13 protein-coding genes are annotated in these 13,274 nt (G+C 59.6%); 10 read left to right on the top strand and 3 right to left on the bottom strand.

Annotated elements, in window-relative coordinates:
- Positions 1-23: 23 nt before the first annotated feature.
- On the bottom strand, positions 24-1,163 hold the full coding sequence (locus tag CKV89_RS01210) for an App1 family protein (protein ID WP_084441149.1): 1,140 nt from the start codon (positions 1,161-1,163) through the stop codon (positions 24-26).
- 405 nt (positions 1,164-1,568) lie between these two features.
- On the opposite strand from CKV89_RS01210, the gene CKV89_RS01205 reads away from it, so the two are divergent.
- From CKV89_RS01205 to CKV89_RS01180, 6 genes are all read left to right on the top strand, one after another.
- On the top strand, positions 1,569-2,099 hold the full coding sequence (locus tag CKV89_RS01205) for a hypothetical protein (RefSeq protein WP_028327358.1): 531 nt from the start codon (positions 1,569-1,571) through the stop codon (positions 2,097-2,099).
- A 405-nt stretch (positions 2,100-2,504) separates the two neighbouring features.
- Entirely contained in the window at positions 2,505-3,125 is a 621-nt protein-coding gene (locus tag CKV89_RS01200) for a hypothetical protein (RefSeq protein WP_028327359.1), read from the top strand.
- Between the two features lie 56 nt (positions 3,126-3,181).
- A complete protein-coding gene (locus tag CKV89_RS01195) occupies positions 3,182-3,979 on the top strand; it encodes an inositol monophosphatase family protein (RefSeq protein ID WP_028327360.1) in 798 nt (265 codons plus the stop codon).
- Between the two features lie 92 nt (positions 3,980-4,071).
- Positions 4,072-4,962, top strand: coding sequence for a D-hexose-6-phosphate mutarotase (locus CKV89_RS01190; RefSeq protein ID WP_028327361.1), 891 nt, complete (start codon positions 4,072-4,074; stop codon positions 4,960-4,962).
- Positions 4,963-5,066: 104 nt separating this feature from the next.
- A complete protein-coding gene (locus CKV89_RS01185; RefSeq protein ID WP_028327362.1) occupies positions 5,067-5,882 on the top strand; it encodes a hypothetical protein in 816 nt (271 codons plus the stop codon).
- 131 nt (positions 5,883-6,013) lie between these two features.
- Positions 6,014-7,159, top strand: a complete 1,146-nt coding sequence (locus CKV89_RS01180) for a hypothetical protein (protein ID WP_028327363.1) — start codon at positions 6,014-6,016, stop codon at positions 7,157-7,159.
- A gap of 49 nt (positions 7,160-7,208) precedes the next feature.
- Here the strand turns inward: CKV89_RS01180 and CKV89_RS01175 are convergent, their stop codons facing one another.
- Entirely contained in the window at positions 7,209-7,880 is a 672-nt protein-coding gene (locus tag CKV89_RS01175) for an LON peptidase substrate-binding domain-containing protein (protein ID WP_084441086.1), read from the bottom strand.
- Positions 7,881-7,993: 113 nt separating this feature from the next.
- Here CKV89_RS01175 and CKV89_RS01170 point away from each other — a divergent pair, with 113 nt between their 5' ends.
- The gene (locus CKV89_RS01170; protein WP_231935413.1) at positions 7,994-9,307 is read left to right on the top strand and encodes a TIGR01777 family oxidoreductase; all 1,314 of its coding nucleotides are present in this window, start codon (positions 7,994-7,996) and stop codon (positions 9,305-9,307) included.
- Between the two features lie 15 nt (positions 9,308-9,322).
- On the opposite strand, the gene CKV89_RS01165 is transcribed toward CKV89_RS01170, so the two are convergent.
- Positions 9,323-10,369 (bottom strand): LLM class flavin-dependent oxidoreductase, encoded by a 1,047-nt coding sequence (locus CKV89_RS01165; RefSeq protein WP_028327365.1) that lies wholly within the window; start codon positions 10,367-10,369, stop codon positions 9,323-9,325.
- A 188-nt stretch (positions 10,370-10,557) separates the two neighbouring features.
- Here CKV89_RS01165 and CKV89_RS01160 point away from each other — a divergent pair, with 188 nt between their 5' ends.
- From CKV89_RS01160 to CKV89_RS01150, 3 genes are read left to right on the top strand one after another with little or no spacing between them, the layout of a single operon-like run.
- A complete protein-coding gene (locus tag CKV89_RS01160) occupies positions 10,558-11,589 on the top strand; it encodes a metal ABC transporter substrate-binding protein (RefSeq protein WP_034401226.1) in 1,032 nt (343 codons plus the stop codon).
- On the top strand, positions 11,586-12,404 hold the full coding sequence (locus CKV89_RS01155; RefSeq protein WP_084441090.1) for a metal ABC transporter ATP-binding protein: 819 nt from the start codon (positions 11,586-11,588) through the stop codon (positions 12,402-12,404). The genes CKV89_RS01160 and CKV89_RS01155 overlap by 4 nt, the downstream gene beginning before the upstream one ends.
- Entirely contained in the window at positions 12,401-13,267 is an 867-nt protein-coding gene (locus CKV89_RS01150) for a metal ABC transporter permease (protein ID WP_051277572.1), read from the top strand. The genes CKV89_RS01155 and CKV89_RS01150 overlap by 4 nt, the downstream gene beginning before the upstream one ends.
- The last annotated feature ends 7 nt before the right edge of the window (positions 13,268-13,274 follow it).

The raw sequence follows: 13,274 nt of genomic DNA, 5'->3' as shown, positions 1-13,274 counted from the left end.
CAGCATTTACCTCACAAGAGCCACTACTGGGCAGCCCCCGGGGTGCCATCCTGCTTATCTTCATCCTGCCGGGTATGAATCACCCGAGGAGCCACAGCAGACCGCGAGGACTCAATCCCTAACGCTGCACGCATCTGCGGACCCAATCCATACCCATCGGGAGCGCGCACCACCGGGACAGGACGATGAACGCGTGGTGAAAACCCTTCAACAGACAGCGGTAAACCGTGCGACAGTACCTGCTCAGCCGGGGTCAACTCACGGATACCGATCGCCCGAACCACATCTGCTCGATCACGAGCAAAATCACCGTAAATACGAGGATCGTGCTGGCCGTCATCACCCACAAGAACCCACCGGATATGCGGAAACTCCGTAGCCAACCGGTGCAGGTTCCGGCGCTTATGATCCTGCCCCGACCTGAACCAGCCCGTGTTCGTTGGGCCCCAATCAGTCAGCAACAAGGGCCCCGCCGGATAGCCATGACGATCCAAAAACCGCGTCAACGTATCAGCCGTGTTCCACGCACCTGTCGATAAGTAAAAAATCGGTGCCCCCGGGAACTCTGCCAGCAAATTTCGATACATCGGCGCCATGCCAGGCACGATCCGGCGCGCCTGCTCCTTGAGAACAAAGGTGTTCCACGCAGCGATCAACGGACGCGGCAACGACGTTGAAATAACGGTGTCATCAATATCGCTAACAATGCCGAATCGTACGTCCGGAGAAATGATGTTCACTCGCGCCACGTCATACAAGCCATTCTCTGGCTGGATCTTCGCCTCGTGCCATCCTGGCTCCAGGCCATGGTCAGTAATGATCAGATCGACGTAACCGTTCTGATCCGTTGTCGTCGAATAATCCTGCCCATTCAACGTCACAGTTACTGGAGCATGAGCAAGCTGCGCGGTGATAAAGGCACGCCAGCCACGCATCTGATCTGTCAACGGTGACCGAATCCAATCACCTACATCTGGACGAGCCTGCCCTTGCTCTACCTCGCCGCGCGTCAACACCACGCGTCCCATCACACGCACAAAATCCACCGACCCATAGCCGGTGTGCGCCAATGCGCGGCCCTTCCAGCCATGTCTACGCAAAGTGCGCGTGATTGCTGAATTCACCCGTGTTTCGATGCGGGCCGCTGCGTGAGGTCGAGCCATAGAAAAGACGGTAGGCGATCTGTCGCCAGCAAGGCAGGCCACACCACGACAATCCTGCCCACCTCACACAAAGCAATTCATCATCAAACCCCGCCCACCATGTAAACCCCTCCAGATACATCCGGCTAACTCTTCACGGTGACGAATCCTTCTCATCTTCAACAACACACATCAAACTCACCCTAAAGTGTGGCCTGACCTGCGGAAACAAAGTTCATTAAAAACTTCAAGCTCCGTGAGCCATGCCGATAAAAAGCAGGTCAGGTCCAACCACGGCAGGGGCAACCGCCCCCACGACCCATGGATGTGATGAACACGATCCCCGGAAGGACCCGGGAAAGAGAGGGCACGGATGCCTAACAACACCGTCACCATCACCGGCGTGTCACCAAAACGGAGGGCGAAATGAACTGCCCCCACCGCGCACACGCCCGCCCCACACGTCCGCACGCCGCACGCCCCGTCACCCGCCGTGCTAGCCGTGGCCTGCGCCCCACTCGCCATGCACTACCCCGCCGCCACGACAACCCAGGCCGCGGAGCAGGCATCGGATGCCGTCACAGCCACGGACTAGATATCGTCTGGTCCGCCCGCCACGGAGTCACTTCTGAAGAAACCACCGGTAGCCCCGAACTGCATCCCGTCCTCGAACCAGTTCTAGAACCCATCCCCACGCCCTACCAAGGCACAGTAACCGACACTCATGCACTCACCACCCCAGCAAGGAACACCGAACCAGCAGTAGTGGTCCGCCTCGCAATGCTCTGGGCAACCCTGGCTCTGGGAGCCATCCTCCTGCTAGGTATCATCTTCGCCCTCGCCACCGCACTGGGACTGAACCCCATCATCGCCACCGCATGCCTTGGAGCCTGCGCGCTCGGAGCAGCCTGCAACACCTGTCAAGACGCAGTCTGCAGTATCAACCAGCACAGCTAACCCCGGTACGCGCCTGACCTAAGGCCCCAGCCATCACCATGTGGCTGGGGCCTTTTCATGCGCTCAGGCGAATCAACTAACACCACCGTCCAAGACTCTCCACGCAGTTAATGTCGACAAGATAAACGCACGAAAACAATTGAAAAACAACCTGAACTGGGAATTTAACGGTCGACCGTCCAAAATCAAAAATGCTGTATAGACGAACGTCCAGTACAGTTGTGACTACACCGCACCAAGCACACAGCGGCGGCCCCCTTCCTCAGGCCGCCCGCCCTTGGGGGGTCGTGAACACCACACGACCAGGGCACAGCTGCTGCGGTTCAGGCAGGGGGATCTGCTTGAAAGTCGGGGGCCGCTGGGGAGCGGCCCCTGACACCAGGCATCGAATCAGGGGAAACCGTCATGGACACCGCACACATCATCATGGCCGCAGCCGCCGCACTCACCGGCACCGCAACCGCCATCACAGCACGCACCCACGGCCACCAACGCCTTGTTATCACCATCGCCTGTGCCGCCCTGGTTATCGGCCACCTCGTCTGCCTCCTCGAAGGTGCGCCCACCTGGTACTCCACCACCTTGACCATCATCACCATCGCCGCCCCCATCTGGGCCCTCACCGCCACGGTGATACGACACATCACCGGCAACCGAAGCCACACCACCGGCACCATCAGCCGACCGCACACCCAGACCCTCTACCCACGCCACACCGGCATCGTTGAAGCCGAAATCGTTGACGACGGACTAGCAACCGTCCATTCAATCATCCGCGACACCCCCACCCAAAGCATCGACCGCCAACACCTCCTCGACGCAGGCCCTGTCAACGCCGCCCTAACCACAGGAAACACCTACGTCGCCGCCGACATCACCACCTACACCTCCCGACGCCGCACCACCAACCAACGCACCCGCCCCCTACGCCCAGCCAGCCCTCACCGCGAAAACCGCGCCCGCCAAATCCGCGCCGCCTACGCCCAAGAAGGATTCACCCGCTCCACCCACGACTACCGCGCCTAAACCCCACCGCACCAAACCCAACGCCACTGGCTACCAACCTGTGCCACGCTTAGACAGTGGATGCTCACCGCCTCGAAACCGACGCCGTACTAGAGCTGCTCAAACACGTCGCGACCGAATACATCACCCCCCGATTCCGAAAACTCGGGGACGACGAAGTCATGGAAAAAAAACCAGGAGACCTCGTCACCATCGCTGACCGCGAAGCCGAAAAAGCCGTCACCGACTGGCTACACAGCCACGACCCTGAAGCACTCGTCGTCGGCGAAGAAGCCACCGCAGCTGACCCCACCCTCCTCAACAAACTGGCCCACGCTCCCCGCGCCTGGATCATCGACCCAGTCGATGGCACCAAAAACTTCGTCAACGGTCGCAAAGAACACGCAGTCATGCTCGCTGAACTCGCCCACGGAGAAACCGTCCGCGGCTGGATTTGGCAACCCGAACTCGGCCACGCCTACGTCGCCGAAAAAGGCGCCGGCCTCTATCTCGACAACACCCGACTAAACCCCACCCCACGCAGCAACAACCCCGCCGAACTGCGCGTCCTGACCTCCAATCCCGCCAAAGAAGGCCCCTCTGGCGACCTCACCCTCTACTCCTCCGCCTGGTGCTGCGGTGTCGACTACCCCTGGCTTGCTGAAGGAACTGCCGACGCCATCGTCTACTGGTCCGACAAACCCTGGGACCATGCCCCGGGCAGTCTCTTCATCCGCGAACTCGGTGGCGTCATCCGCTATGCAGACGGCACCGAATACCACGCAGGACGCCGGCACACCGGCCGACTCATCCCCGCCGCCACCGCCCAAATCTGGGAAATCATCACCACCGAAGGCGCTGCACTCTTCCAGTAACACACCACCTCACGGTCGACACCACCAGCGATGTCGACCGTGAGATGCAGCCCAAGCCGCCAAAACAGGTATGCCGCGGGTACTTTCAAAACATGCCGAACATCGACCCTGCACAACTGCCAACCGGTGTGACCCTCACCCAGGGACAAAGCGGACTACCCGTCCTGCGCATCGACACCCCCGCAGCAACCGGCGAGATCTACCTCTACGGCGCACACATCACCGCATGGACCCCCGCCGGCGCCGAACCCGTCCTATGGATGAGCCAACACTCCACCTTTGAACCCGGCACCGCTATCCGCGGCGGCATCCCCATCTGCGCACCCTGGTTCGGCCCCGGCAAACGCAACGACAAAAAACCCGCCCACGGATGGTTCCGCACCAACACCTGGGAACTCAGCGCTGCCACCACCGACAACAACGGTGCACCCACCCTCACCTTCACCATCGACGCAGCCAACGCCACCCTCCCCGAAGGAACCCCGACCGGCATCCGCGGCGAATACACCGTCACCTTCGGTCAAACTCTCGACCTCGCACTCACCATCACCAGCGACGAAGACTACGAACTCGAAGAAGCCCTCCACGCCTACATCGCCGTATCCGACGTCACCACCATCAGCGTCGAAGGCCTCGACGGCACCCGTTACGCCGACAAAGCCCCCGGCGGACGCGCCGTCAACGCCCAGTCCGGCCCCCTAAGACTCACTCGCGAAACCGACCGCGTCTACGCCCACGACAGCACCGCCGAAATCATCGACCCCGGCAACAACCGCGCCATCACCCTCACCAAAAGCGGCTCAGCCAGCACCGTCATCTGGAACCCCTGGCAGACCAAAGCCGCAGCACTGCCCGACTTCGGCGACGACGAATGGACACACATGGTCTGCTTCGAAACCGCCAACGCACTCGCCAAAGCCGTGCAACTCCCCGCAGGAGGCTCCCACACCATGCGCGCCACCTACGGCCTACGCACACTCTGATCCCAACACAGCCCACCAACCACCCGGACACGCCCCACCTATGTGGCCCCCGCGTGTCCGGGTAGGTTCACACCGTGCCCTATCAACAGCCCTCGCTCCTCTTCATGATCCTCAGCACAGCCGCACTCGCCTTGGGTGTACTTGCCTACGGCATCGGCGGTGCTCAACTATCCACCGGATCCAAAGATGAGGGCAGCCCTCTGGCCTCTAAAACCTGGTGGATCGGCACCTGCTGCCAAGGCCTCGGCTTCGTCTTCACCCTCGCCGCCCGCCAAACCCTGCCCCTGCTCATCGTGCAGGCATGCATCGTCGGGGGCCTAGCCGTTACCGCAATCATCGAACACGCCAGCGGCCGCCGTCGCATCGCGCCACTGGGATGGGCATCCATCGGCGCCGTCGTTCTGGGCATCACCATCCTTGCCGCCACCACCGTGCCTGGCACCGTTCCTCCCACCGGCATCGAGGACCTAGCTGTCGTTGCCGCCGTGGTCGCGATCTGCCTCATCGCGTTCTTTCTCCCCCTGCCGCCCTCAGTATCTGGCGTCTTTGGGGGCACCGGATTTGCCATCAGCGCCATCGCAGCTCGGCTCATCGTTGCCGACCACTCCCTCAACCTCATCCAGCCTTGGACCTGGCCCTGGACCACATGGGCCGCCGGAATCTTACTCATGGGTGGTCTGGTTCTTGGCCAAATGCATCTCACTCGCGGCCTTGCCCAAGCTGACGGAGTCACCGTCTTGTCCACCAACTACCTCATGAGCACCCTTGTACCTGCGGCATACGGCCTCATCATGCTCAACGAACTACCCCGCGCCGGTACCTACTGGCTTGTCCCTATTGGTTTGGTTACCGCCCTGTTGGGTGCCTACCTACTCATCCGCAAAGAAACCCCAGGAATTCCCGAAGAGCTCACCCCCTGATAACGCCACGCAATCAGCTGAACCCTGTTGTCGGCAACCGCGATTGTCGCTTCGCATACACCTTCCTAGCCTGAGAGGACGACCGGGGTCCGTCGACGCACCGGCGCCAACCGCCCTCGGAGGTGAACGCGATGAGCGCAGTGACCGCTTCGATCCTTATCGGATCCACCCCCCGGATGAACAACGGCATCAATCCCCGCTGGATCGCCCTTCTACACGAAGGCCAGAGCTACGCCTGGCAACTGCTGCACCTGCAGCTCACCCCCAGTGAAGTATTCGACTCAGCACCAGATGCCCCACCTGGCGTCCTGTGGCAAGCCTCCGCAGCCGAGGACCTCGCTGGTGAACTCGCAGCCATGCTGCACCTCTACGCCACCCGAACCCCCGAAGTTGTCCACCTCGCCAAAAGTATCCGCAAACTCCAAAAACGCCGTGTCAACCTCGCCCGCCTTGAAGGCGCCGAAAAAGCTGACTTCGAAAACATCTTGCGCATTTCCAAAGAACGCGGCCGAGAACTGCGACTAGCTGCACACATCTACCCTGGCAGCCGACTCACCGACGAACACCTCCTGTCCATGCCCGACTGGGAACTAGAAGTCGGCTACTCGGCCTTCAGCCGCGATTGGGTTCACGCTGGGGGAGGGCGACTCATCATCCGCGAACACGCAGGAACCAGCGAATCAGCCCCCGGAGACCCTGACGACGATGAGGGTGAGTTTGCCGGCGTACGAGAAACCTTCATCGCCCCCACAAACGAATTCGACCCGCACGAACACTTAGAGCAAGTGTTCCGTCACGCAGACATGACGATTGCTGACACACCCCCACCACAACCAAAGCCAGCTCCTGCCCCACCCACTGTTGACCAGACAACACCAACAGCATCACTAGATCTTGATGCCATCGCCGCCGCGCGTGCCCGAGCCCGAGCCCGCATCACCGAGGAAACCGGAAAAAACAGCTCACAGGGTGAATCCTCCGCGCCCATAGAAACCCCAGTAGCCAGCCAAAGCAGCGCCCAAAACACAGCCTCAGTGACCGAGCATGTGACCTACGCAGCTACCCCAGAAGTCCCACGGAAACACCAACACGCAGCTTTCCCCGTCACCGGCGAAGAAGCAGTTTCCCCCTGGTCTGATCGAGCCGACGGCTCAAGTGCAGCCTCCCGCGCCACAGTCATCGTGGACGTCGATGCCTGGTTCGACCGCGAAGACGAAAACTGTGACGCACAAACCCGACGCCGCTCACTCATCGAAAAACTACTGCAACGCAACTAACAGCAGAAAGAACCTCTATCTGCCGGAGAACACGCAATCCACCGGAAAATCAGTTCGGGTTGATAGCTGAAGGATCAATCTCCTGAGGTATCGCGTGAAACAACCGGATCAAATCAATCTCACGGCTCAAAAGCCGACGCGCACGAATAAGACGTTGCTCAGTTGACTCTGCTTCGAGCAGGGAAATCTTCTCGTCAAGACTGAGAACGGTGTGATCAATAACACCGTAAGACAATCGGCGTGCGCTATCGACATCACGGCGACTACGCGGCTCAAAGTTCGTCGGAGCATCTTGGCCAAGCATCGTCGAATAGTTGTACAGGCGGGAGCGCACCTGACGAGCCAATGAGGGCAGCGCTGCCTCATCCCCATCCGGCTCGGACAGCCACGTCACTTCGGCAACGACGTATGGAAGAGGTTCATCCAAAATTTTGTCGACACGAAAGCGATCCTTGCCACGAACGTCGAGGTGAAGGCGGCCAGACCCAATGTTGTCGACATTCTGCAAAACAGCACTACAACCAGTGACAGTAGCGCGAATACGGGCACGCTCATCCGGGTCACGGCCATGACGCAAGGCCACCACTCCGAATTCAGGTCCTTCTGGACTACGGACAACGTCACGAATCAGTTGCAGATGCCGATGCTCGTGGATTTGTAGGGGCAGGGCAGCTCCCGGCGCGAGGACGGTGTTGAGGGGGAAGAGTGGGAGCCGGGCCATATAAGAATTATTGCGCGAATGCGTAGCAGGCAGTGTCCGGGTAGGTTCGGTGCATGGGACTCGTTACCTCTCAAGTCGTGGATTTCCCTCTGTCGCAAGTTTTTTCATGGCACATGCGGCCCGGTGCGTTCCTGCGGCTATCACCGCCATTCGCCCCGATACAGCCACACCAAGAAGCGCAATCACTTGCAGACGGAACAGCACTACTACGTTTCGGTAGCCCCTGGGGGCCAACCTGGGTTGCACAACATCAATCCCAGGACTACCGGCCACCACACCGCTTCGTCGATGTCGGAACCATCCCAGCCCTGGGCAGCCTAGGAGAACGTTTCTTCCACTGGAGACACCAACACGACTTCACCGAAGTCGGCGAGGGAACCCGCATCACCGATTCAGTGCTCTCCAACGTTCCCGGCGCGATGTTGCGATCCATGTTCGCGTTCCGACACGCTGTCCTGGAAAAAGACCTCACCACTCACCGCACGATGCGCCAACTCCACCCCGAACCCATGACAGTGGCAATCACCGGCGCATCAGGCCTAGTCGGACGACAGCTCTCTGCACTGCTGACCACAGGCGGACACCGAGTAATCCACCTCGTCAGAAGAAAAGCAGACCAATCCACCTTCGTTACCGACAACGACGGCAACCTCATCCGCAGCGAACGTTTCTGGGACACAAACAACCCCGCTCCAGACCTCCTCGAGGGCGTAGACGCAGTAGTCCACCTCGCTGGAGCATCCATTGCTGGCCGCTTCAATGAACAACACAAAAAAACAATCTGGTCCTCCCGTATTGGCCCGACAGCAGCTCTGGCCCACCTCGCCGGTACAAAACCCTTCATATGTGCCTCTGCAGTAGGTATCTACGGGCATGATCGCCCCGAACCCGTCGACGAAACCTCCTGTCGAGGTCAAGGATTCCTCGCCGACGTAGTCCAGGCTTGGGAAGCTGACGCCCACACCGCAGCAGGGCGAGTCGTCAACATACGCACCGGAATCGTTCAATCCAGCCAGGGCGGTGTCCTAGGCTTACAGCGGCCTCTCTACCAGGCCGGACTTGGCGGCCCTCTTGGAGGAGGTCAGCAATGGCTCCCCTGGATCGCTCTCGATGACCTTATCGACATCTACTACCGCGCCCTCGTCGACGACCGCCTCCACGGCCCCGTCAATGCCGTCGCGCCCAACCCCGTTAAACAAAAAGACTGGGCAGCCACCATCGGAAAAGTACTTCATCGCCCAGCCTTCCTCCCCACCCCGGGTCAAGCGCCTACGCTCCTACTCGGCAGTCAAGGAACCCGCGAACTTGCCCTTGCCAGCCAACACGTCTTGCCCGGTGTGCTTGCCAAAATCGGTCACGAATTCCGCTACCTCCAGCTCACCGCAGCGCTTAAGCATGAACTAGGACGAGAAAAACTTCTGACCTGAGACCACCGAGGAGAATCACCCCAGCAAGAGCCGCCCCAAGTCACGAACGGTGCGCTCACGATTCGGTACGCGTTCATAAGGGTCAGACTCCTTAGCCGACCCAACCGGTTGAATCATCACCTCATCGACCTCGAACTGCTGCGCCAACGCCGTAATCGATTCAGCAACTTCCTCAGCTGTGCCCACATGCCACGAACCCATCAGCTCATCAAACTGATCATCAGGTACCCGTGGTGTGGCCAGCATGCTCTCTTCCAACGTGAAGATCGGCAATCGAGGAGCGCCAGTACGAATCGCAGCAATGTTGTGCTGCTGGGCCCTGGCATACATCAACGCCTCCTCTTTGGTGTCACCCACCACCGCATTCACCGTCAATAGCGAACGTGGCTCCTCTTCACCGGCATAATTCTCCCGATATAGAGCCAGCGCCTCAGCCGTCCCCACTCCGGAAAAGTGATGCGCGAACACATACGGCAGCCCAAACCTCGCCGCCAACCGCGCTGAATAATCCGAAGAGCCCAAAAGCCACACAGGAGATTCCGAAACGGCGTTCGGCGTAGCCGAGACGTGAAAAGGCCGGCCCCCGATCTGGATACCCGCCCCATCCGGGCACATGAATGCCACCACCTGCTGCACAAACTCTGGGAACCGTGCCACTGGGTCCCCCTCAGGGCCAACAGCGCCTCCAGAACGCAAAGCCCACTGCGTCACTGGGTCGGTGCCTGGTGCCCGGCCAATTCCCAAATCAATTCGACCAGGGAACGCTGCTTCTAAAAACGCGAACTGTTCTGCAATGACCAATGGCGCATGGTTGGGCAACATCACGCCCCCTGAACCCACCCGAATACGCTTCGTTGCCGATGCCAGCAGCGCAATCATGATCGCCGGTGACGTTGAAGCGACAGCTTCGATGTTGTGGTGTTCAGCAACCCAGTAGCGCGTGAACCCAGCTTCATCAGCCACCTTTGCCAATGCCAGGGAAGCCTCGATTGCCTGGCCACTTGTTTGTCCACTGCGAACCGGTACCAGATCGAGTACCGACAATTTCGGCGTGTCCGTCATCCCTGGGTGCCTATCTGCTTTACGGGCGGTTCCCACTTCATGAGCGCCCCCGTATATAGGAGTGTTGTGTACCTCACGGTCTCACACCTGGAACTGTCTGCGTGGGGCTGTGCTCAGGTGTGCAACGCGACGCTCCAAAGCGCCTTAGAACTTTGACAATGATTCCCAATAAAAATGATTATTGGACCATGACCACTAAGAACCCTTATTTATCCGCTCGCACGGTTCTCTCGGTAGCTGCTGCCAGCGCTCTTGCTTTTACTGCCGCATGTGGCGGTAGCCAAAACGCTCAAACAAGCAACGCGGACAATGGCGCAACCGAAGTGGTCGCATCCTTCTACCCCCTCGCCCATGCCGTAGAAAAAGTCGGCGGCAAACATGTCAAGGTCACCAACCTCACAGGAAATGGCCAAGACCCCCACCACGTGGAGCTCACCCCCCAGCAAGTTGGCAGTGTGAGCAACGCTGGCCTAGTCGTCTACGAAAAAGGCATGCAACCCTCCGCCGACAGCGCCATCGAATCCGCCGGCGCCAAACAGGTACTCGACCTGTCTAAACTCGCCGCACTTCCCTCGAGCGGAGCTGAAGAAGACGACCATGATGGTCATGACCATGACGGTCACGACCACGGTAAAGAATCACCCAGCGCCACAAAAACTGACGCACATGACGACCACGACGGGCACGATCACGAAGGCCACGATCACGGCCCCAACGATCCTCACTTCTGGCTCGACCCTGTCCTCTACAGCCAAGCCGTTGATCAGATCGCCGCGAAACTCAGCGAGATCGATCCCACCAACAAACAGGCCTACAGCGACAACGCCACCGCCTACAAAAAAGAACTCAGTGACCTGGATAACGAGTACAAGCAAGGTCTGAGCAAATGCACCGTCAAAGACATCGTTACCGGCCACACCTCTTTCGCTTACTTGGCTAAGCGCTACGGACTTAACCAGGTTGGCCTGGCTGGAGTGCTCAACGACGGTGAACCTGACCCCGCCCGCCTAGCTGAAATCAGCAACCGTATTAAAGCGAACAAAGTCACCACTGTGTATGCCGAAAAAGGCGAAAAATCCGCATCCGTAGATGCTGTCGCCAACGAAACCAAAACCAAGCGAGCCGAACTCGACAACGTCGCGGTTTCCCTATCCGGTGGATACATCGACCGGATGAAAAACAACCTAGGCGTCCTGCGCACCGGCCAAGGCTGTGCATGACCGTGCCAACGCCAACTTCGCCGAAGCAGGCCCCCTCAACCATCATTGAGCTCGAGAGGGCCTGCTTCGGCTACGGTGAGGAAGAGATCGTCCACGGCGTTGATCTACGCATCACCTCAGGCGAGCGCGTAGCCCTGCTCGGCCCAAACGGCAGTGGAAAATCCACCCTTGTGCGGGGCCTTCTCGGATTGAACTCGCACCTATCTGGACGCGTCGAACTTTTCGGTGAGCCCCTGGCCAATCTCACCCGCCGTTATCGACTCGGCTACGTCCCCCAACGCCACACCCTCTCCGACTCCGTCGTAGCCACCGTCGCTGAAGTTGTTGCCACCGGCCGGTTGCCTCACCAAGGCATCATTGCCCGACCCAACAAACATGACCGCGCCATCGTTGCCGAAAGCCTCGCCCGTGTCGATATGGCCGACTTCGCCGACCACCGCGTCGCTAATCTCTCCGGCGGCCAACATCGCCGAGTGCTCATCGCCCGCGCCCTGGCCGCCCAACCCGAAGTGCTCATCATGGACGAGCCCACCGCCGGAGTTGATGCCGCCAACCAAGATGCACTCGTCGAAGTGCTTGTCGCCCTCGCCGACGAGGGGGTCACCCAACTCATCGTCACGCACGAAGTCACCGCCCTCGCGCCATTGCTGAGTCGGGTTGTCGCCATCAAAACAGGACTCGTTGATTTCGATGGCACCCCTGAGGAATACCGTGCGCACGAATGGCACATCTCTGAATGGGCCGAGCATCACCATGGCCACTCACCTGAGACACCACCCAACCCTCCCATCACTGGCCTGGAGAAACACCGATGATCGAGATGCTCGACTTTGCCTTCATGCAGCGAGCCCTACTCGCTGCCTTCCTCGTCGGTATCACCGCGCCCACCGTGGGAATCTTCCTCGTCCAACGGCAGCTTTCTCTCATCGGTGATGGCATCGGACACGTCGCCCTTGCTGGCGTGGCTATCGGACTGCTCACAGCCACTCACCCCATCGGCATGGCCCTGATCGTCACCGTGATCGCGGCCATCCTCATCGAGATTGTGCGCGCCTCCGGTCACACCTCGGGTGACACTGCACTGGCCCTCATGTTCTACGGCGGAATCGCGTTCGGTGTTGTTCTTATGGCCCGCGTCACCACTGGCGGTGCAAACCTTGACTCCTACCTTTTCGGCGCCATCACCACCACTAAACCCACTGATCTGATTATCTTCGCCATTCTGTCCGCGATTGTTGTCAGCGTTGCCGTGCTACTACGCCGCCGACTCTTTGCTATCGCAGCCGACCCCGAATACAGCCGCGCTGTCGGGCTGCCAGTGCTCCCACTCAACATCCTTCTGACTGTATTGACAGCTGTGACTGTGGTTGTCTCTATGCGAGTTGTTGGACTACTTCTGATCAGCGCCCTCATGATTGTGCCCAACGCCACCAGCCAGCTTTTTGCCCGCAGCTACGCGCGCGCGGCAGCATGGGCTGTGCTCATCGGAGTGCTGTGCAGTGTCGGCGGAGTTAGTGCCTCCTACTATCTCAGCACTCCCTCAGGGGCGACTATTGTTGTCATCGCAATTTCGCTGTTCGCCGTCATCTCTCTTGTCACCCATCTCACCCATCGCATCACTCACGTCAGGGAGAACCGACGACGCCGTAAAGTGCGGCACAGCCCCACCCCCCAGTAATTTCGAG

It is taken from the genome of Dermatophilus congolensis (assembly GCF_900187045.1).
In the GTDB taxonomy this organism is placed as follows: Bacteria; Actinomycetota; Actinomycetes; order Actinomycetales; family Dermatophilaceae; genus Dermatophilus; species Dermatophilus congolensis.
Note: the sequence above shows the minus strand (reverse complement) of the source record. Positions and strands in the feature narration are given on the sequence as shown.